The sequence below is a fragment of the Sphingomonas pituitosa NBRC 102491 genome, assembly GCF_001598435.1.
GTDB classification, from domain to species: domain Bacteria; phylum Pseudomonadota; class Alphaproteobacteria; order Sphingomonadales; family Sphingomonadaceae; genus Sphingomonas; species Sphingomonas pituitosa.
In genome coordinates this window covers 394,819-413,571 of sequence record NZ_BCYY01000002.1, presented here as the reverse complement: position 1 = coordinate 413,571, position 18,753 = coordinate 394,819, and the positions used below count along the sequence as shown (strand labels likewise).

15 protein-coding genes and 1 tRNA gene are annotated in these 18,753 nt (G+C 66.6%); 11 read left to right on the top strand and 5 right to left on the bottom strand.

Annotated features, from left to right (window positions below):
* Positions 1-440: 440 nt before the first annotated feature.
* A complete protein-coding gene (locus tag SPI01S_RS04415; RefSeq protein WP_066718654.1) occupies positions 441-806 on the top strand; it encodes a nuclear transport factor 2 family protein in 366 nt (121 codons plus the stop codon).
* Between the two features lie 94 nt (positions 807-900).
* On the opposite strand, the gene SPI01S_RS04410 is transcribed toward SPI01S_RS04415, so the two are convergent.
* Positions 901-1,830 (bottom strand): LysR family transcriptional regulator, encoded by a 930-nt coding sequence (locus SPI01S_RS04410; protein WP_066718651.1) that lies wholly within the window; start codon positions 1,828-1,830, stop codon positions 901-903.
* 119 nt (positions 1,831-1,949) lie between these two features.
* Here SPI01S_RS04410 and SPI01S_RS04405 point away from each other — a divergent pair, with 119 nt between their 5' ends.
* Both SPI01S_RS04405 and glf read left to right on the top strand, forming a co-directional pair.
* Positions 1,950-2,648 carry a pirin family protein gene (locus tag SPI01S_RS04405; protein WP_066718648.1) on the top strand — a complete coding sequence of 233 codons (699 nt, stop codon included), beginning with the start codon at positions 1,950-1,952 and terminating at the stop codon, positions 2,646-2,648.
* Between the two features lie 268 nt (positions 2,649-2,916).
* Positions 2,917-5,121 carry a UDP-galactopyranose mutase gene (gene glf, locus SPI01S_RS04400; protein WP_066718644.1) on the top strand — a complete coding sequence of 735 codons (2,205 nt, stop codon included), beginning with the start codon at positions 2,917-2,919 and terminating at the stop codon, positions 5,119-5,121.
* Positions 5,122-5,177: 56 nt separating this feature from the next.
* Here the strand turns inward: glf and SPI01S_RS04395 are convergent, their stop codons facing one another.
* Positions 5,178-6,377, bottom strand: coding sequence for a cellulase family glycosylhydrolase (locus SPI01S_RS04395; RefSeq protein WP_245653463.1), 1,200 nt, complete (start codon positions 6,375-6,377; stop codon positions 5,178-5,180).
* A 167-nt stretch (positions 6,378-6,544) separates the two neighbouring features.
* Here SPI01S_RS04395 and SPI01S_RS04390 point away from each other — a divergent pair, with 167 nt between their 5' ends.
* From SPI01S_RS04390 to SPI01S_RS23215, 4 genes are all read left to right on the top strand, one after another.
* On the top strand, positions 6,545-8,743 hold the full coding sequence (locus tag SPI01S_RS04390) for a family 1 glycosylhydrolase (RefSeq protein WP_066718642.1): 2,199 nt from the start codon (positions 6,545-6,547) through the stop codon (positions 8,741-8,743).
* Between the two features lie 90 nt (positions 8,744-8,833).
* The gene (locus tag SPI01S_RS04385) at positions 8,834-9,490 is read left to right on the top strand and encodes an ATP-dependent Clp protease proteolytic subunit (RefSeq protein ID WP_010543021.1); all 657 of its coding nucleotides are present in this window, start codon (positions 8,834-8,836) and stop codon (positions 9,488-9,490) included.
* Positions 9,491-9,635: 145 nt separating this feature from the next.
* Entirely contained in the window at positions 9,636-10,901 is a 1,266-nt protein-coding gene (gene clpX, locus SPI01S_RS04380) for an ATP-dependent Clp protease ATP-binding subunit ClpX (protein WP_064311561.1), read from the top strand.
* A gap of 196 nt (positions 10,902-11,097) precedes the next feature.
* Positions 11,098-11,223 carry a hypothetical protein gene (locus SPI01S_RS23215; protein ID WP_281179421.1) on the top strand — a complete coding sequence of 42 codons (126 nt, stop codon included), beginning with the start codon at positions 11,098-11,100 and terminating at the stop codon, positions 11,221-11,223.
* A 125-nt stretch (positions 11,224-11,348) separates the two neighbouring features.
* On the opposite strand, the gene SPI01S_RS04375 is transcribed toward SPI01S_RS23215, so the two are convergent.
* From SPI01S_RS04375 to SPI01S_RS04365, 3 genes are all read right to left on the bottom strand, one after another.
* Positions 11,349-11,948 (bottom strand): hypothetical protein, encoded by a 600-nt coding sequence (locus SPI01S_RS04375; RefSeq protein WP_066718640.1) that lies wholly within the window; start codon positions 11,946-11,948, stop codon positions 11,349-11,351.
* A gap of 103 nt (positions 11,949-12,051) precedes the next feature.
* Positions 12,052-12,654, bottom strand: coding sequence for a methyltransferase family protein (locus SPI01S_RS04370; protein WP_066718637.1), 603 nt, complete (start codon positions 12,652-12,654; stop codon positions 12,052-12,054).
* Positions 12,651-14,348, bottom strand: a complete 1,698-nt coding sequence (locus SPI01S_RS04365) for a M1 family metallopeptidase (protein ID WP_245653462.1) — start codon at positions 14,346-14,348, stop codon at positions 12,651-12,653. The genes SPI01S_RS04370 and SPI01S_RS04365 overlap by 4 nt, the downstream gene beginning before the upstream one ends.
* 240 nt (positions 14,349-14,588) lie before the next feature.
* On the opposite strand from SPI01S_RS04365, the gene lon reads away from it, so the two are divergent.
* From lon to SPI01S_RS04345, 4 genes are all read left to right on the top strand, one after another.
* Positions 14,589-17,009: an endopeptidase La gene (gene lon, locus SPI01S_RS04360; protein WP_066718631.1), complete on the top strand. Its 2,421-nt coding sequence runs from the start codon at positions 14,589-14,591 to the stop codon at positions 17,007-17,009.
* 158 nt (positions 17,010-17,167) lie between these two features.
* Entirely contained in the window at positions 17,168-17,440 is a 273-nt protein-coding gene (locus tag SPI01S_RS04355; protein WP_064311555.1) for an HU family DNA-binding protein, read from the top strand.
* A 110-nt stretch (positions 17,441-17,550) separates the two neighbouring features.
* Positions 17,551-17,625, top strand: a tRNA-Val gene (locus tag SPI01S_RS04350).
* A gap of 134 nt (positions 17,626-17,759) precedes the next feature.
* A complete protein-coding gene (locus tag SPI01S_RS04345) occupies positions 17,760-18,650 on the top strand; it encodes a DMT family transporter (RefSeq protein ID WP_066718628.1) in 891 nt (296 codons plus the stop codon).
* Positions 18,651-18,753 lie beyond the last annotated feature (103 nt).

Genomic DNA, 18,753 nt, shown 5'->3' with positions numbered 1-18,753 from the left:
GCCTCCACGCAGTCCGACAGTGCGGGTGGGGTTCGCTGCCCTTGAGAGACGCACGCTTCCACGAAGCTGCAGGTTGCCGAAACCAAGGCAGGATTCTGCTGGCCGTCTCTCGCGCCGCAATGGGTGACGGTTGCGCCCTTTCGCCGATAGTCGATCTTCGTCGCCCGCAGGCGCGGACCGGTCACCACGATTTCGTCGCTCTCCTGCCCGCCCTCCTGCCGGGCGACCGCGGGCGCCTGATGCGGCGGCATCGGCGATGCCGCCGCTACCCCCGGTAGAAGCGCGAACAACCATATCCGGTGCATGACGCCGATCTTCCCCGCTTCTCCATCCGCCCGCGGAAGTGTTTGAAAGCAACTTGTGACTAGGCGGCTAGTTCGTCAAATAGAAGATGCGCAGCACCTGAAGAACGGGTGAGCTTGTCGGCACAGGAGCATGTTTTGTCCGAACCTTCAGCAGTCGACCTGTTGCACGCGAGCATCCAGCGCGTGTGGAACGAGCGGGATGATGCCGTCCGTCTTGCCGCGATGGATGCGATCTATCATGCGGACGCGACGATTTTCGAACCGGCGCGGGCGGTCAGCGGCCATCAGGCCATCTCGGAGGTTGTCGCGGGCGTCCTTGCGGACATGCCGGCCGGGTTCCGGTTCGAAATCGACGGGCCGGGCCTCGGCCATCACGGCGTCGCCACGGCACGGTGGAAAGGCGGTCCCCCGGGCGAAACCAGCGTCAGCGGCGTCGACGTCGCGCGGGCGAAAGACGGCAAGCTGATCGAACATTATTTCTTCTTCGATTCGCCGCTATGACCGAAGGCGATGGGCGCGGGTCCCCGGGTTCCTGCTGAAAAGGTGGGGGGCGAGGCCGCCGCCGGTCTTCCCCATCGCGGCAAGCCTGCACGACCTAGACCTCGCCCAGGTCCTCCAGATCCGCATCTTCGCGCCCTACCTCCACGAACCGCGTCCGCAGCCACGATGCCGCCGGGCCCGGCGGGGCATCGCGCCGCCAGATCGCGCTGAAGCGGTACATGCCGCCGGGGCTCTCGGGCATCGCCAGCCGCACCAGCGTGCCGGCGACCAGATCGGGCTCGATCAGCGGCAGCGGCATGTTGCCCCAGCCGATGCCTTCGCGGAGCAGCGCGTGCTTGGCGCCGAGATCGGCGAGCCGCCAGGTGCGCGGGCTCATCACCGCGAAGTCGCGGCCGGCGGTCAGCGGCGAGCGATCCGACAGGACGAGCTGGACATGGTCGCGCCCCGCGCCGGGCGGGATCGGGTCCATCCGGCCCAGCGGATGGTCGGGCGCCGCCACCGGTACCATCGCCACCGATCCGGCCGCTTCGCACTCGATGCCGTTGACGCCCTGCGCCAGCGGCCCGGAAAGGCCGAGAACCGCCTTGCCCTCCAGCACCAGGCTGGTGATCGCCCCCAGCGCCTCGACGTGCAGCCGCAGCGTCACCGTCGGGAATTCGGCGCGGAAGGCGCGGAGCACTTCACCCAGCCGGCGGGTGGGCAGCATCACGTCGACCGCGAGGTTCACCTCCGCCTCCAGCCCGTCGAGCAACCCCTTCACCTTGGCGCGCAAGCCATCGATGCCTTGCGACACCGTCCGCGCCTCGGCCAGCACGGCTTCGCCCGCCATGGTCAGACGCGGTTTCTTGGTGCCCTCGCGATCGAACAGCAGCACGCCCAGTTGCGCCTCGAGATTGGCGATGCCGTAGCTGATCACCGAAACCGCGCGGTTCAGCTGCCGCCCCGCCCCCGCGAAGCTGCCGCTGTCCACCACGGCAAGGAAGATGCGGAGCTGATCGAAAGTGGGGGTGCCCGGGTTTGACATTTCTATTTCCTGGAACGTTTGCGCCAAACTTATCCGACTGCATGGCGAAGTCGAGCCCGCCTATCTCCGGGGCATCACAGCAGCGCCGCGATCCGGCGCGCCCCACAGGGAGACCCACAATGATCGAACTTCGTCCCTTTTCCAGCCTTGGCGGCGCCAATCATGGCTGGCTTGACGCAAAGCACCATTTCTCCTTCGCCAACTATTATGATCCGGCCCGCACCAGCTGGGGCAATCTGCGCGTGTGGAACGACGACACCATCGCGCCGCAAACCGGCTTTCCGCCGCACCCGCACCGCGACATGGAGATCATCACCTATGTCCGTGAAGGCGCGATCACCCACCAGGACAATCTCGGCAACCACGGCCGCACCGTCGCGGGCGACGTGCAGGTGATGTCGGCAGGCACCGGCATCGCGCATTCCGAGTATAATCGCGAGGACGAGACCACCCGCATCTTCCAGATCTGGATCCAGCCGACCCTCGGTGGGGAGAAGCCGAGCTGGGGCACGCGGCCCTTCCCGAAGACCGACCGGGCCGGCCAGTTCGTGGTGCTGGCGAGCGGCTTCGAAGGCGATGGCGACGCCTTGCCGATCCGTACCGATGCGCGGGTGGTGGGAGCCAGTCTCCGTGCGGGCGAGAGCGCGGAATATGTGCTTGGCAGCGATCGCCGCGCCTATCTGGTGCCTGCAACCGGCGCCGTGGAGATCGACGGCACGCGCATCAATGCCCGGGACGGCGCCGCGATCAAGGACGTGGAAATCGTGAAGATCACCGCGATCGAAGACAGCGAAATCGTGATGGTCGACGCGGCGTGACATGGCGGCGGGCGGTGCAACGGCACTGCCCGCTTGCCGATGCGCAAACTGGAAGCCGGTGCATTAACTTGCATCATGGTGGTTTCAAAAGAATTGTTTGCCCTGTCATGGAACGGCGTGAAGCTTGCACGGGTTCTCTCTGTTGAACGCAACGGGGAAACCATCCTTGACCCTACACGCCGCCAATGATCGCCCTAGCAGCAACTTTGCGTTGATCTGCTTCTCGCACCTTCGCTGGAACTTCGTCTTTCAGCGACCACAGCATCTCATGATGCGGTTCGCCCGCAACATGGATGTGCTGTTCTGGGAGGAGCCGATCGAGGACGCCAGTCCCACCCCCTGGCTGGAACTGCGCGAGGAAGAGGCGGGCGTGACGGTGGCGGTGCCGCATCTGCCCGGCGATCTTCAGGAACAGGCGCGGGATGCGGCGCTGCGGGCACTGCTCGACGATCATGTCGCGGGCATCGGCGAGCGGCTGATCCGCTGGTACTATACCCCGATGATGCTGCCCTTCTCGCGGCATCTCGATGCGTCGTGCACCGTCTACGACTGCATGGATGAACTGAAGAACTTCCGCTTTGCGCCGCCCGAGCTGATGTCGCTGGAGCAGGAACTGTTCGGGCTGGCCGACCTGATCTTCACCGGCGGCTACAGCCTGTACGAAGCGAAGCGCGAAAGCCATGGCTCCGTCCACCCATTTCCATCGAGCGTCGACACCGCGCATTTCGCGCAGGGGCGCGCTCTGGTGCAGGATGCGGCCGACCAGGCGGGACTGCCACGGCCGCGCCTGGGCTTCTACGGCGTCATCGACGAGCGGATGGATCTGGCACTGATCGCCGCGCTCGCCGATGCGCGGCCGGACTGGACGATCGTGATGGTCGGGCCGGTCGTGAAGATCGATCCTGCCGAACTTCCGCAGCGCCCGAACATCGCCTGGCTTGGCGGCAAGGGCTATGCCGAGCTGCCGCTCTATGCCGGCGGCTGGGACGTCGCGTTGATGCCGTTCGCAATCAACGAGGCGACCCGCTTCATCAGCCCTACCAAGACCCCCGAATATCTCGCGGCGGGCCTGCCGGTCGTCTCCACGCCGATCGTTGACGTGATCCGCCATTATGGCGGCGTTGCCGGCGTGTTCGTGGCCGAGGGCGCGGAGGCCTTCCTCGAAGCCTGCAATCAGGCGCTGGCGCTTCGCGCGCAGGGCGACGCCTGGCGCGCGGAGGCAGATGCGCTGCTTGCAGAGCAGAGCTGGGATCAGGTGGCGGCGCGCATGCTGGGGCTGATCCTGCAGGTCGCCGAACCCGACAAGCCGTTGCTCAAGCCCGTCCGGAACACCCATTACGACTATCTCGTGGTCGGCGCGGGCTTTGCCGGATCGGTAATGGCCGAGCGCCTTGCCGCCGATGCGGGCAAGCGCGTGCTGGTGATCGACAAGCGGCCGCACATCGCGGGCAACGCGTTCGACCACAAGGATGCGGCCGGCATCCTGATCCACCAATATGGGCCGCACATCTTCCACACCAACAGCGCGGACATCTTCGACTATCTGTCGCGCTTCACCGAATGGCGCCCCTATGAGCACCGGGTGCTGGCGGAAGTGCGCGGGCAGCTGGTGCCGATCCCGATCAACCGGACGACGCTGAACACGCTGTTCGGCCTCGCGCTGGAAACCGAGGAGGCGGCGGCTGCCTTTCTGGCGGCGCGCGCGGAGCCGGTGACGGTGATCCGCAGCTCCGAGGATGTCGTGATCTCGGCCGTGGGCCGTGAGCTCTACGAGACCTTCTTCCGCGGCTATACGCGCAAGCAATGGGGGATCGACCCGTCGGAGCTCGATAAGAGCGTCACCGCGCGCGTGCCGACCCGCACCAACACCGACGACCGCTACTTCACCGATCGCTTCCAGGCGATGCCGCGCGACGGCTTCACCGCCATGTTCGCGAAGATGCTGGACCATCCCAACATCGACCTCGAACTGGGCGTCACTTTCGAAGAGGCGAAGCGACGGTTCAGCTTCGACCAGATCGTCTATACCGGGCCGATCGACGAGTATTTCGACTTCCGCTTCGGCAAGCTGCCCTACCGCTCGCTGCGCTTCGAGCATGTCCACGAGGATCGCGAGTGGGCGCAGCCGGTGGCGGTGGTGAACTATCCCGACGAGGCGGTGCCGTACACGCGCGTGACCGAGTACAAGCATCTCACCGGGCAGCAGGCCGCGAACACGAGCCTGACCTACGAATATCCGAGTGCGGAAGGGGACCCCTATTACCCGATCCCGCGGCCCGAGAATCAGGCGTTGTTCAAGAGCTACGAGGCGCTCGCCGAAGCGACCAGCGGCGTGCTGTTCGTCGGTCGGCTCGCCACCTATCGCTACTATAACATGGACCAGGTCGTCGGGCAGGCCCTCGCCACCTACCGCCGCCATGTCGCCGAGGAGCGCGAGGCCGCACCCGCGAAGGCGGCGGCGCTGGCGGAGTGACGTTTCTCCGTCCCCCTCCCGTGCGCGGGAGGGGGCTTGGCAGCAGGCAGCAGGGCTCAGGCCGCCTGCGCGTCGTCGTCCGGCTTGGCGGGATCGAGGTCCTTGCCGGCCTCTACCGCGATGATCGGCCAATGCGGCGCCTTGTCGTCCAGCGTGCTGAGCAGGCGGAGGAACTCGACCTCGGTATCGTCATAGGGGACGCCGCCGACGTCGAAGATGTCGTGGAACCACTTGTCCTTCAGGCCCGCCAGGTTCGGGTTTTCCCAAGCCGCCCACGGCAGGTGCGTCTGTGTCTTGCCGCGCACCAGGCCCCAGCAGAAGGCGCCGACATTCTTCGCCTTTGCCACCGGCAGGATCGCCTCGAACGTGCTGCCCGCCGGGCGTGCCATGAATTCGGTGCACCACATCGGCCGGTTGAATACCGCCAGCCAGTCGATGCGCTGGGCAAAGTCCTCGGCCGTGCCGTAATTGTGGAACGAGATCACGTCCGAAAGGCCGGTCTGCGCCTGCTGCAGCGGCGTCAGCAGGTCGGGCGAGGACCAGTCGCCCAGCCAGATGCCGCTGGTGAGCGGCTGCACCGGCCGCATGCTGCGCGCCCAGGTGAAGGCCTCGACCAGCAGCGGCAGGACGAGATCGGCCTTGGCGTTCAGTTCGCCCGCGTCGCACAGCGAAACCTCCGGTCCATTGTCCGGTTCGTTCCAGATATCCCAGGCGAGCACCCGGCGATCGTTGCGGAAGCGGCCGACCACGCCCTTGATATAGCCCTCCAGCCGCGGCCGCTGGCCAAGGTCGCGCAGCGCCGGAATGCCGGGCGACTGCACCCAGCCGGAATTGTGCACGCCCGGCTTCGGCGCCGGCTGCGGGCCCAGCGCGGGATCGGGGTGCCAGCAGGAATCGAACAGCACGAGCATCACCCGGATGCCATAGCCGTCCGCCACCGCCAGCATCGTGTCGATGCGCGCGAGGAAACCGTCCGGATCCTCGGCCCAGAGCAGATCGTGCAGATACACGCGCACCGCGTTCATGCCGACGTGCGCCGCCAGCGCCAGTTCGGCGCGGATCGCCTCGATGTCGAACGTTTCCGCTTGCCACATCTCCAGCTGGTTGATCGCGTTGGAAGGCGTGAAGTTGCAGCCCATCGCCCAGGGCTGGCGTGCGAACCACGCCTTGGCTTCCGTTTCCGTCCAACGCCCGACCATCGTTCCGCACTCCGCCACCGGCATTGCCGGGTTCTGCTTATAAACGTCGCTAACCATTTCGTTTTTATAGGCGAAGAAGTGAATTGCGGATGTACCCGCTACGCGCTTCTTCGGAGGAATCCGCCTGCCTTTTGCGACGAGCGGAGCCGATTTCCTGATCCAGGTTTACCCCGCATCTTCCAGGCGGGGCCTGCCGAACCCTGCCACAGCCTTTGAGGGACCGGATGCCACCACTCGAACTTTGGGGCGGTGCCGAATGCACCGTGAATCGCGTCGAGGATCGGTTTCGCGATCAGACGACCGAAACCGGCCATCATGACCGGCTGGACGACCTGGATCGCGTCGCCGAACTCGGCGTGCGGGCGCTTCGTTTCCCGCTGCTCTGGGAGCGCATCGCTCCCGACGTGCCCGAGCGCTGCGACTGGGCATGGAGCGACGCCCGCCTGGCGCGCTTGCGCGACCTGGAGATCCGGCCGATCGCCGGGCTGGTCCATCACGGCAGCGGGCCGCGGCGCACCCATCTGCTGGACCCGGATTTCGGGGCGAAGCTGGGCGATTTTGCGGCGCGGGCGGTGGAGCGCTACCCCTGGATCGCGGACTGGACCCCGGTCAACGAACCGCTCACCACCGCGCGGTTCTCCGCGCTTTACGGCCACTGGTATCCCCATGCTCGAGACGAGGCGAGCTTCTGGCGTGCGCTGGTGCATCAGGTGGAAGGCGTGGCCTGCGCCATGGCCGCGATCCGGCGGGTTCGGCCGGGGGCGCGGCTGATCCAGACCGACGACCTCGGCAGAACCTATGGCACGCCCGGGACGCGAGAACAGGTCGCCCATGACAATCATCGCCGGTGGATGGGGTGGGACCTGCTGTGCGGCCGCGTCGTCCCCGGCCATCCTTTATGGGACCGGCTGGCCGGTTGCGGCCTTGGCGCGAAACTGGAGGCGCTCGCCGACGCGGCCTGTCCCCCGGACGTGATCGGCATCAACCACTATCTGACGAGCGACCGGTTCCTCGACGAGCGCGTCACTGCCTATCCCGAGCCGATGCGGGGCGGCAACGGCAAGGTCGCCTATGTCGATACCGAGGCCGTCCGGGTGCTCGATCCCGCGCCGAAGGGGCTCGCCAATGCCCTGGCGGAGGCCTGGCGGCGCTACCGCATCCCGATCGCGATCACCGAAGTGCATAATGGCTGCACGCGCGAGGAACAGATGCGGTGGATGCGCGACGCCTGGGACGATGCGCAGGCGGCACGCGCCGCAGGCGTGGAGGTGCGGGCGGTCACCGCCTGGTCGCTTTTCGGTGCCTCGGGCTGGAACACGCTGCTTACCGCGCCGGGCATCTACGAGCCCGGCGTGTTCGACGTGCGCGGCGACGCGCCCCGGCCCACGGCGATGGTGCCGCTGCTGCAGGCCCTTGCCCGCGGCGCAGAGCCGACGCATCCCGCACTGGCAGGGGAGGGCTGGTGGCAGCGTGACCTGCGCGTGCCGTTCCATCGCCATCCGCATCCGGAACCCGATGTGGAGGGGCGGCGACGGCAGGGGCGCCCGCGTCCGCTGCTGATCACGGGCGCGACCGGCACGCTCGGCAGGGCACTTGCCCGCACCTGCACGATTCGCGGCCTGGCACATGTGCTGACCGATCGAGCGATGCTCGACCTTGCCGACAGTGCGTCGATTGCGGCGGCGCTCGACGACTATCGGCCGTGGGCGGTGATCAACGCCGCCGGCTGGGTGCGGGTGGACGATGCCGAGGACGCGGAGGCCGCCTGTTTCGCCGCCAACTGCATCGGCGCCACCAAACTGGCGATCGCGGCTTCCGAGCGCGGCATCCCGACGGTCGATTTCTCCAGCGACCTCGTGTTCGACGGGCTGCGCGACCGGCCCTATGCCGAAGCCGATCCGTGCACCCCGCTGAACGCCTATGGCCGCAGCAAGGCGGCGATGGAGGCGGCGATCGGGGCCTTGCCCGGCCGGCACCTGATCGTGCGAACCGCGGCGTTCTTCTCGCCCTGGGACCCGCACAATTTCGCGGTGCAGGCGGTGGAGGCGCTGGCGGCCGGGCGCGACTTTCCCGCGGCGAGCGATCAGATCGTTTCCCCTGCCTATGTGCCCGACCTGTGCAACGCAGTGCTCGACGAGCTGATCGACGGGACCACCGGCACGCTTCATCTCGCCAATCGGGGCGCGATCAACTGGGCGGAATTCGCCGTTGCGGTGGCCGAGGCTTGTGGACTGCCGCCGGACGGGGTCTATCCTCTGCCGGGAGCGGAGCTGGGCTGGCGCGCCAGTCGTCCGCCGCACGTGCCGCTGGCCAGCCGGCGCATGCCGGAACTCGCGTCGGCGCTGCAAGCCTTTGCCGCTGCACCCGAAGTGCAGGCGCGCGTGGCGCGCGCTGCTCGCACGGAGGCGCTGCAATCCGCGTGAGCCGCCTGCTCCGGCACGGCCCCTCTTGCGCTGGACAGCCGGAGCGCCGATGTAGTCGCGGGCAATACAACAACCACGAGATCATCCCACATGCATCCGCTTTCCGGTCAGATGACCATCGATCCCGTTACTGGCGCACTCGTTCCCATCGTCATCGAGCAGTCGAGCCGCGGCGAACGCAGCTTCGACATCTATTCGCGCCTGCTGCGGGAGCGGATCGTCTTCGTTACCGGCCAGGTGGAAGACCATATGGCCTCGCTGATCACCGCACAGCTGCTGTTCCTCGAATCGGAAAATCCGAAGAAGGACATCTGGATGTACATCAACTCGCCGGGCGGCGTCGTCACGGCGGGCATGGCGATCCACGACACGATGCAGTATATCCGTCCGCGCGTCGGCACGGTGTGCATCGGCCAGGCGGCGTCGATGGGCTCGTTCCTGCTGGCCTCGGGCGAGCCGGGCCTGCGCGTGGCGCTGACCAACGCCCGCATCATGCTGCACCAGCCCTCGGGCGGCGCGCAGGGCATGGCGTCGGACATCGAGATCCAGGCGAAGGAAATCCTCCGCATCCGTGCGCGCATGAACGCGCTGTATGCGAAGTATACCGGCCAGCCGATCGAGAAGATCGAGACGACGATGGACCGCGATTCGTTCTTCGAAGCCGAAGAAGCCAAGGCCTTCGGCATCGTCGACGAGGTGTACGAGAAGCGTCCGGTGCCGAGCGAGGATGCGGCAGCGGCAAATTAACACTATATGCCTATCCTCGGCCGCCTGACGATTCCCGGTGCATGGAACGTCGGGCGGGCGGGGCGATTTATGGATTGCCGGAATTTCGCCTGCGTGTAGGATGGCAGGCGAGCGTAGCGCGCCCGAGGCGCGAAGGATGGATTAAATGACTAAGCTCAGCGGCGGTGACTCCAAGAGCACGCTCTATTGCTCCTTCTGCGGCAAGAGCCAGCATGAGGTGCGCAAGCTCATCGCCGGCCCGACCGTGTTCATCTGCGATGAATGCGTCGAGCTGTGCAACGACATCATCCGCGAGGAAACCAAGTCCTCGCTGGTGTCGAAGAAGGACGGTGGCGTCCCTTCGCCGCAGGAAATCTGCGACGTGCTCGACGATTACGTCATCGGGCAGAAGAAGGCGAAGCGCGTCCTCTCGGTGGCGGTGCACAACCATTACAAGCGGCTCAACCACGGCGCCAAGGGTGCCGATGTCGAGCTCGCCAAGTCGAACATCCTGCTCGTCGGCCCCACCGGCTGCGGCAAGACGCTGCTGGCCCAGACGCTGGCGCGCATCCTCGACGTGCCGTTCACCATGGCCGATGCCACCACGCTCACCGAAGCCGGCTATGTCGGCGAGGACGTGGAGAACATCATCCTCAAGCTGCTCCAGGCCTCCGACTATAATGTCGAGCGGGCGCAGCGCGGCATCGTGTACATCGACGAGATCGACAAGATCAGCCGCAAGGCCGAGAATCCCTCGATCACGCGCGACGTGTCGGGCGAAGGCGTGCAGCAGGCGCTGCTCAAGCTGATGGAAGGGACCACCGCGTCCGTTCCCCCGCAGGGCGGCCGCAAGCATCCGCAGCAGGAATTCCTGCAGGTGGACACGACCAACATCCTGTTCATCTGCGGCGGCGCCTTTTCGGGCCTCGAGAAGATCATCGGCGATCGTCTGCAGGGCAAGTCGATCGGTTTCGGCGCGCATGTCGCCGCACCGGACGAGCGCCGCACCGGCGAACTGCTCCGCCAGACCGAGCCGGAGGATCTGCTCAAGTTCGGCCTGATCCCCGAATTCGTCGGCCGTCTGCCGGTAATCGCGACGCTCGAGGACCTCGACGTCGAGGCGCTGATCAAGATCCTGACCGAGCCGAAGAACGCCCTGGTCAAGCAGTATCAGAAGCTGTTCGACATGGAGGCGGTCAAGCTCGGCTTCACCGACGACGCACTCACTGCGGTGTCGAAGAAGGCGATCGAGCGCAAGACCGGCGCGCGTGGCCTGCGTTCGATCCTCGAGGGCATCCTGCTCGACACGATGTTCGACCTGCCCAGCATGGACGGGGTCGACGAGGTCGTGGTCGACAAGGACGTGGTCGAGGGCCGCAAGGAGCCGGTCCGCATCTACGCCAAGAAGGAAAAGGCCGGCAGCGCCGCCTGATCCTGTGGTCTCGGATCGCCGTCCGTTCGGCGACCTGGAAAGACCGCGCGACCATCGCTGCGATGCTTGCGCGGGCTTTCACCGAGGACCCGGTGTCTGAATGCATGTTCCCGAACGAGGAGGCGCGGCAGCGACGGCTGCGGCGCCTCTTTTCGTTGCTGGCGGCTTTCGATCTTCGCAGCGCGAGCGGGTTCGCATGGAAGAGCGCGCCGCGGTGACGCCCGCCTCGCCGGCCAAGGATCGGCTGGCTTGCGATGCTGCCGAACCTCTCGGCGCTGGTGCCCGCGCCAGGCGCTTCACCCATGCCCATATCGCCGGTTGATCCCGCCGCGACGGCGACAGCAACCAGTGTCGGCCTCTACCAGCGCTGCGGCTTTGCCGTGACCGGCGAATGGCGGGTGCCTCAGGGCCCGCGACTGTGGTTCATGGCGCAGGCGGCGTGGCCGCTCATTTGCTGGCCGGGGCGGCGGTGTCCAGCTTGGCAGGCCAGGCAAGGCCGCGGAGCAACTCGACAAAGGCCTGGCGCAGGTCGTTGTTGCGTCCCCAACTCGCCCGCGCCGCGACGAGCCAGCTGCCGCCCGCCGGGCAGAACAGATAGCTCTCGGAGGTCAGCGGCTGTTCCTTGCCGTCGAGCATGCCGGTCATGGTGAAGCGCGCGTGATAGGCGGAATCGGGCGTGCGGCCGGAGGGTGAAGGCCAGCGATCGCTCTCGACCAGCTTCACATCGGAATAGTTCTGCGCGACGTTGCGCTCGATCTCCGCGAAGCTCGCCGCGCAATCCTGGTCGGGCGTGGCGGGGTAGACGTACAGCGTCACGAAGCCGAGTTCGCCGCCGCGCCGCAAGGCGTATCCGGCGCTGACATCCAGCTGTTCGGCGTCATAGGCGTGGATGCGGGTGCGCAGGGCGTTGCCCAGCCGTTCCGGGAAGGCCATGCCGCTCGCCGCATGCGTCCAGTCGCCGTCGACCTGCAGGTCTTCCTGCGCCGCGGCCGGCACTGCGGCGATCAACAGGATCGGGGCCAGATTCAGGCCGCGAAACATGGTCATTCCTCACCCCAGCAACATGTCAGCATCTCGTCGTGCCGCCCGAGCGTCGCAGAGCACCGCGGCCGATGCAAGCCGCGGCATGCCCATGCGCCTCGCCTGCGCGTCAGAAGGCGCCGGGCAGGAACCGCTTCACGCGCGCCGCATAGGCATCATACTCCCGGCCGAACCGGATGTGCAGCAGTCGCTCTTCCGCCTGCACGCGGACCCAGGTGCCATAGGCGAACAGCGGCAGGCCTAGGACGAGCCCGCGCCAGTGCCCGAGGGCCAAAGCCACCGCCAGCAGCAGCGCGAACAGGCCCGTGTAGATGGGGTGCCGAATGGTGGCGAAAGGGCCCCAGGTCACGAGATCATGATCGCGCCGAATTCGTGCGGCAAAGCTCCAGTTGCTGCCCATCGCGCTTGCCGCGGACAGGAAGATGCCGACGCAGGCGCCCGCCAGCATCGCCACGAGCACCGCTTCACCCACCGCCGCCGCAGATCCCGCCTGCAGCGTCGGGCGGAGGGGCCCTGCGGCGACAGCGAGGAACCCCGCCGCCTGGAGCCAGGTGCCTAGGCGAGACGGGTTGCCGTCCTGTGCCCCGCTCTCCCCGCCGCGACCGCGTCGAAAGTGAACCCACAGCAGCGCAGCGGCGAACGCGATCAGCCCGAGGAGCAGTGCGCCGAGCCCCGGCGCGCCGACGGGCGCCGGGGCGACCAGCGCGGTCATCGCTGCTGCGACCAGCGCTGGAGAGCCTCCACCGATTCGGAGCGGCGCAGCACATGCGCCTCCGGGTCGAGCACCACATGCGCGGAGCTCGGCACGGTGAGCGTCGCGGTGCCGCCGGGCATCGCCACCTTCTGCACCTTGCCGTCGATCGACACGTCGACGGGGAACGGGAAGGGCCGATCGGCGGGCGTCTTCCAGCGCAGCGTCAACCGCTCCCCCGCGCGCTCGCTGACCAGCTCCGGCAGATCGGCGGAATAGAGGTAGACGTCGAAGAACCATTGCAGGTTCTCGCCGGTCACCTGCTGCACGATGCCGATATATTCGGGCGTGGTGCCGAAGCGCGGCTTGAAATTGCCGGGCTTCGGGTCGGGCCGTCCATAGACGATCCGCCGGGTGACTTCGAAGAACCGGTCGTCGCCGATCAGATAGCGCAGGGTGTGAAGGACCCAGGCGCCCTTGTAGTAGATGTCCTGGCCCGGGCCGCCCTTCTCGTCCTCATACACCTCTTCCTCGGTGCGGATCTTGCCCGAGACGATCGGCGCCCTGTTGCGAAGGACGAGGCGGAACTGGTCCATCATCGCCGCGTAGCGGGCATCGCCCTCGCGCCACTGGCCGTAGAGCGGCTGCATGTACTGGGTATAGCCTTCGTGCAGCCAGTAATCGTCCCAGTTCGCGGCGGTCAGCTGGTTGCCGAACCATTCATGGCCGAGCTCATGCTGGAAGATCTCGTCGAAGCCCGAAGGAGTCTTGCGGTAGTTGTTGCCATAGGCGTTGATCGTCTGGTGCTCCATGCCCATGTGCGGCGTTTCGACCACCCCCAGCTTTTCGTCGCCCCAGGGGAAGGGGCCGATCATCTGCTCGTAGAAATCGACCGTCGGCGCGAACTCGGCGAACAGCGCCTTCGCCTTGGCCTCGCGGCCGGGCAGATACCAGTAGTGCAGCGGGAAGCTGTTGCCGAAGCGGCTCTTATACTCGGCCGTCAGCTCCTGATAGGGCGCGATGTTGAGCGCGATGTCGTAGGGATTGGGACTCTTTGCGCGCCAGTGCCAGGTGGTGCGGCCATCGGCGAGCGTTTCCACCCGAAGCAGCTTGCCGTTGGAGGGCGCCTTGAGCCCAGCCGGCACGGTGATGTGCAGGTCCACCAGTTCGGGCTCGCCCTGGGGAAAATCGAGGCATGGCCAGAACAGGTCGCAGCCATAGCCTTCGGCGGTGGTGGCGATCCAGGGCTTCTTGTCGCCCGGCGTGGTCGCCCAGACGAGGCCGTCATCCCACGGCGCGCGCACCGCCACGTGCGGGGTGCCGCCATAGGCGATCTCGGCGGTGACGCGATCGCCGGCCTTGAGCGGGCGGGGCAGGGCGATGAACAGGCGACCCTCGGGATTGCGCCACGCCGCGGGCTTCAGTGGCTTGCCGTCGATCCGCACTGCGGTGACCGGCAGGTTCCGGTCCAGGTCGATCTGCAGTTCGGTTTGCGGTGCGCTGGTGCGGAGCGACAATGTCGCCGTGCCGTGCAGCGCATAGGCCGCCGGCAGCACTTCGATCGCGAGATCGGCATGTTCCAGGCGAAGCGCGGCGCGGGCAGGGGCGATCGGGCCGCCCGATGCCTGGGTGGTGGGGGTGATCGGCGGCTCGCCGCGCTTTTGTGCGGCGGCACCCGTCGTCATCGCCACGCTCGCCAGCAGGGCAAATGCCATTGTCGATCTGCTCAAATTCATCCCCAGCGCTGCGCGCCGCCTCGTCCCCGAACGAATCGACGCATTGAGGCGCCATGATAGCGTTGCTGCAGTGCGACGCGAGCGAAGACGTGTTCGGCCAAGGGGCTGGAGTTTTCCACCGCAATCTGGGTTAATGCCCTCACCCGATTGATGCGATCGTCCCAGGCCCCATATATAAGGCCTATGGTGCTCCCTTCTGGGGGCCGACCCGGAGTTTTCATGAAGCAGTCCTATCCTGTCCTGCCGCTTCGCGACATCGTCGTCTTCCCGCACATGATCGTGCCGCTGTTCGTCGGCCGTGATAAGTCGGTCGCGGCGCTGGAAGCGGCGATGGCTGCCGACAAGGAGATTTTCCTCGTCGCGCAGCTCGATCCGGCCGAGGACGATCCCGGCCGCGAGGATCTCTACGATACCGGCGTTTCCGCCGAAGTGCTGCAGCTGCTCAAGCTGCCCGACGGCACCGTGCGCGTGCTCGTCGCCGGCAAGGAACGCGGCAGCCTTACCTCCATCGAGGAGACCGGCGCCTATCTCACCGCGCATGTCGAACCCGTCACCGAAGGCGATACCTCGCTTGAGGATGCGGCCGTCGAGCTCAGCGCCGAGCTGAAGGCGCTGATGCGCTCGGTCGTCGACCAGTTCGAGAATTACGCCAAGCTCAACCGCAAGCTGCCCGCTGAAACCGCGGTGCAGCTGGGCGAGCTGGAGGATCCGTCGCGCCTGGCAGACGCCGTCGCGGCGAACATCTCGGTGAAGGTCGCGGACAAGCAGTCGCTGCTGGTGGAAAACGATCCGCAGAAGCGCCTCGAAATGGTGTTCGCCTTCATGGAAGGCGAGCTGGGCGTGCTGCAGGTCGAGAAGAAGATCCGCAGCCGCGTCAAGCGCCAGATGGAGAAGACGCAGCGCGAATATTATCTCAACGAGCAGCTCAAGGCGATCCAGCGCGAGCTGGGCAATGAGGGCGAAGAGGGCGAGGGCGACGAGGTCGCCGAACTCACCCAGAAGATCGCCACGCTCAAGCTCTCCAAGGAAGCGCGCGCCAAGGCGCAGGGCGAGCTGAAGAAGCTCAAGACGATGGCGCCGATGTCGGCCGAGGCCACCGTCGTGCGCAACTATCTCGACGTGCTGCTGGGCCTGCCCTGGGGCAAGAAGTCCAAGCTGAAGAAGGACATCGCCGAGGCGCAGGGCGTGCTCGACCAGGATCACTATGCCCTGGAGAAGGTGAAGGACCGGATCGTCGAATATCTCGCGGTCCAGGCGCGCACCAACAAGCTGAAGGGGCCGATCCTGTGCCTTGTCGGCCCGCCGGGCGTCGGCAAGACCTCGCTCGGCAAGAGCATCGCCAAGGCGACGGGCCGCGAGTTCATCCGCCAGTCGCTGGGCGGCGTGCGCGACGAAGCCGAGATCCGCGGCCACCGCCGCACGTATATCGGCTCGCTGCCGGGCAAGATCGTGTCGAACCTCAAAAAGGCCGGCACCTCGAACCCGCTGTTCCTGCTCGACGAGATCGACAAGCTCGGCCAGGACTTCCGCGGCGATCCCGCCTCGGCGCTGCTCGAGGTGCTCGATCCGGAGCAGAACAGCAAGTTCAACGACCATTATCTGGAGATCGACATCGATCTCTCGGACATCATGTTCGTCTGCACGGCCAACTCGCTCAACCTGCCGCAGCCGCTGCTTGACCGCATGGAGATCATCCGGCTGGAGGGCTATACCGAGGACGAGAAGGTCGAGATTGCCGAGCGCCACCTGGTCGCCAAGCAGGTCGACGCGCATGGGCTGAAGGACGGTGAGTTCACGCTCACCAACACCGGCCTGCGTGACCTGATCCGCTATTACACGCGTGAAGCCGGCGTGCGTACGCTGGAGCGCGAGATTGCCAAGCTGGCCCGCAAGAGCCTGCGCAAGATCCTCGAGGGCAAGGAGACGTCGGTCACCATCACGCCCGAGAACCTTTCCGAGTTTGCCGGGGTGCGGAAGTTCCGCTTCGGCGTGGGCGAGGAGGAGCACCAGATCGGCGCCGTCACCGGCCTCGCCTGGACGGAAGTGGGCGGCGAGCTGCTGACCATCGAAAGCGTCACCGTGCCCGGCAAGGGCGCGATCAAGACGACCGGCAAGTTGGGCGACGTGATGAAGGAATCGGTGGAAGCCGCGTTCAGCTTCGTCCGTGCGCGCAGCCCGAGCTACGGCATCAAGCCGAGCCTGTTCGCGCGGAAGGACATCCACGTCCACCTGCCCGAGGGCGCGGTGCCGAAGGATGGTCCGTCGGCGGGCATCGGTCTGGTCACCTCGATCGTCTCGACGCTGACCGGCGTGTCGGTGCGCAAGGACGTGGCGATGACCGGCGAAGTGACGCTGCGTGGGCGGGTGCTGCCGATCGGCGGGCTCAAGGAGAAGCTCCTCGCGGCGCTGCGCGGCGGTATCAAGATGGTGCTGATCCCGGAGGAGAATGAGAAGGATCTCGCCGAAATCCCTGCAAACATTCGGGAAGGCCTGGAAATTGTCCCGGTTTCGCACGTCGATGAAGTTTTGCGGCTTGCGCTCACCGAGCCATTGACTGCAATCGACTGGTCGGATGCCGATGATCTCGCTACCCAGCCGCCCGCCGGCCTGCCGGCGATCGGAGATGCGCTGCATCATTGACAAGCCGTAACTTTTCTGACGCAATTCCGTCCGAAAGACTTTGACTCCGGCGGCTCGCCCGTGCTGACTCGCACGTAAAGCGCAGCCGCCGCGACTCATTCGGCTATCCATCATATCAAACGCGGTATCCCGCACAGTTTCAGGGGGTTTGCACCAGCATGAACAAGCAAGAGCTGATCGGTCAGGTCGCTGACGTATCGGGCCTGGCCAAGGGCGACGCGGTAAAGGCCGTCGAAGCGGTGTTCGACGTGATCACCGGCGCGCTCAAGAAGGGCGACGAAGTCCGTCTCGTCGGCTTCGGCACCTTTTCGGTCAGCAAGCGCAAGGCTTCGACCGGCCGAAACCCGCGCACCGGCGAGGAAATGACCATCAAGGCTTCGAACCAGCCCAAGTTCAAGCCGGGCAAGGTGCTGAAGGATTCGGTCAACTAAGCACCGAAAAAATTTGCGGGCAGGGTGCGGAACGGGGCTGGACAGGCCCGCATCGGCACCGTAAAGGCCCGCTTCCCGTTTCGGCCGCAGGGTTTCACCCACAGGCCAATGGGCGCGTAGCTCAGTGGTAGAGCACTGTGTTCACACCGCAGGGGTCGCTGGTTCAATCCCAGCCGCGCCCACCATGTAGAGAAGCCCGTCGGACCCCGGTCCGGCGGGCTTTTTCGTTGCCCGACGCGCCGGCGCGGGATAGGCGCACGCCCATCCCGATTGCCGGTCTCGCTGGTCGCCGTGCAGGGGCGCGGAGGAGACGGTAGCGATGTTGTGGGCAGGGGCGACGGTTGCGGCGGCGGCATTCCAGGTGGCGCGCAACGCCTTCCAGCGCGGCATGATGGCATCGAGCGGGCCCTGGGGCGCGACGCTGGTACGCTTCCTGTTCGGCCTGCCCTTCTCGACCGCGCTGATGCTCGGCGCCATCCTTGCCGTCGGCCCCGATCACCTGCACCCGCAACTCGGCTGGGCGTTCTGGTGGCCGGCGCTGCTCGGCGCGCTGGCGCAGGTGCTGGCTACCGCCGCGCTGCTCCAGGCCATGCACCATGCCGGCTTCGCGGTGGGAACCGCGCTGCAGCAGAGCTCGGTACCGCTCGCCGCGCTGGCCGGCCTGCTGGTGTTCGGCGACACGCTCAGCCCGCTCGGCTGGCTGGGAGTCGGGGTGACCACGGCCGGCCTGGCAGTGCTGGTCTGGCCGCGCGACGTCGGCGGGGAGGGGCGGCTGTGGCCCGGTGTGGTGTTCGGCACGCTGTCCGGCCTGCTCTTCGGCCTCGCGCTCAACGGCTTTCGTCATGCCGGTCTCGCGCTGGAGCCGGCCCATCCCTTCTTCGCGGCGATGACCAGCGTCACGCTGGTGCAGGCGGTACAGACGGTGGGCCTTGTCGCCTTCCTTCTCTGGCGCGATCCCGCGGCGCTGCGGGCGGTGATCGCCGGCTGGCGCGGATCGCTTGGTGCCGGCCTGTTCGGCGCGCTGGCTTCCTCCGGCTGGTTCTTCGCGCTCAACCTGGCGCCGGCGGCGGCGGTCCGGTCGCTGGGTGTGATCGAGATGCCGATTGCCGCGGTGGCCGGGCACCGCCTGTTCCGCGAAGCGCTGAGCCTGCGCCAGGCCATCGCCGGGCTGGCGGTATGCATCGGCGTGGTCCTTACCGCCGGGCTGTGACGGCAGGGGAAAGCAGGGCGCAGGCCTGCACTGTCATCAAACTGCTATAAACCTGTCGCGCACTTGTCATCGTAACCGCATGATCGAGTCATTTCCGCCGTCT

Coding starts and splice junctions, on each gene's coding strand:
- SPI01S_RS04410 (WP_066718651.1), bottom strand. CDS start 1,830: ATGTCAAACCCGGGCACCCCCACTTTCGATCAGCTCCGCATCTTCCTT.
- SPI01S_RS04405 (WP_066718648.1), top strand. CDS start 1,950: ATGATCGAACTTCGTCCCTTTTCCAGCCTTGGCGGCGCCAATCATGGC.
- glf (WP_066718644.1), top strand. CDS start 2,917: ATGATGCGGTTCGCCCGCAACATGGATGTGCTGTTCTGGGAGGAGCCG.
- SPI01S_RS04395 (WP_245653463.1), bottom strand. CDS start 6,377: ATGGTTAGCGACGTTTATAAGCAGAACCCGGCAATGCCGGTGGCGGAG.
- SPI01S_RS04390 (WP_066718642.1), top strand. CDS start 6,545: ATGCCACCACTCGAACTTTGGGGCGGTGCCGAATGCACCGTGAATCGC.
- SPI01S_RS04385 (WP_010543021.1), top strand. CDS start 8,834: ATGCATCCGCTTTCCGGTCAGATGACCATCGATCCCGTTACTGGCGCA.
- clpX (WP_064311561.1), top strand. CDS start 9,636: ATGACTAAGCTCAGCGGCGGTGACTCCAAGAGCACGCTCTATTGCTCC.
- SPI01S_RS23215 (WP_281179421.1), top strand. CDS start 11,098: ATGGAAGAGCGCGCCGCGGTGACGCCCGCCTCGCCGGCCAAGGATCGG.
- SPI01S_RS04375 (WP_066718640.1), bottom strand. CDS start 11,948: ATGACCATGTTTCGCGGCCTGAATCTGGCCCCGATCCTGTTGATCGCC.
- SPI01S_RS04370 (WP_066718637.1), bottom strand. CDS start 12,654: ATGACCGCGCTGGTCGCCCCGGCGCCCGTCGGCGCGCCGGGGCTCGGC.
- SPI01S_RS04365 (WP_245653462.1), bottom strand. CDS start 14,348: ATGGCATTTGCCCTGCTGGCGAGCGTGGCGATGACGACGGGTGCCGCC.
- lon (WP_066718631.1), top strand. CDS start 14,589: ATGAAGCAGTCCTATCCTGTCCTGCCGCTTCGCGACATCGTCGTCTTC.
- SPI01S_RS04355 (WP_064311555.1), top strand. CDS start 17,168: ATGAACAAGCAAGAGCTGATCGGTCAGGTCGCTGACGTATCGGGCCTG.
- SPI01S_RS04345 (WP_066718628.1), top strand. CDS start 17,760: ATGTTGTGGGCAGGGGCGACGGTTGCGGCGGCGGCATTCCAGGTGGCG.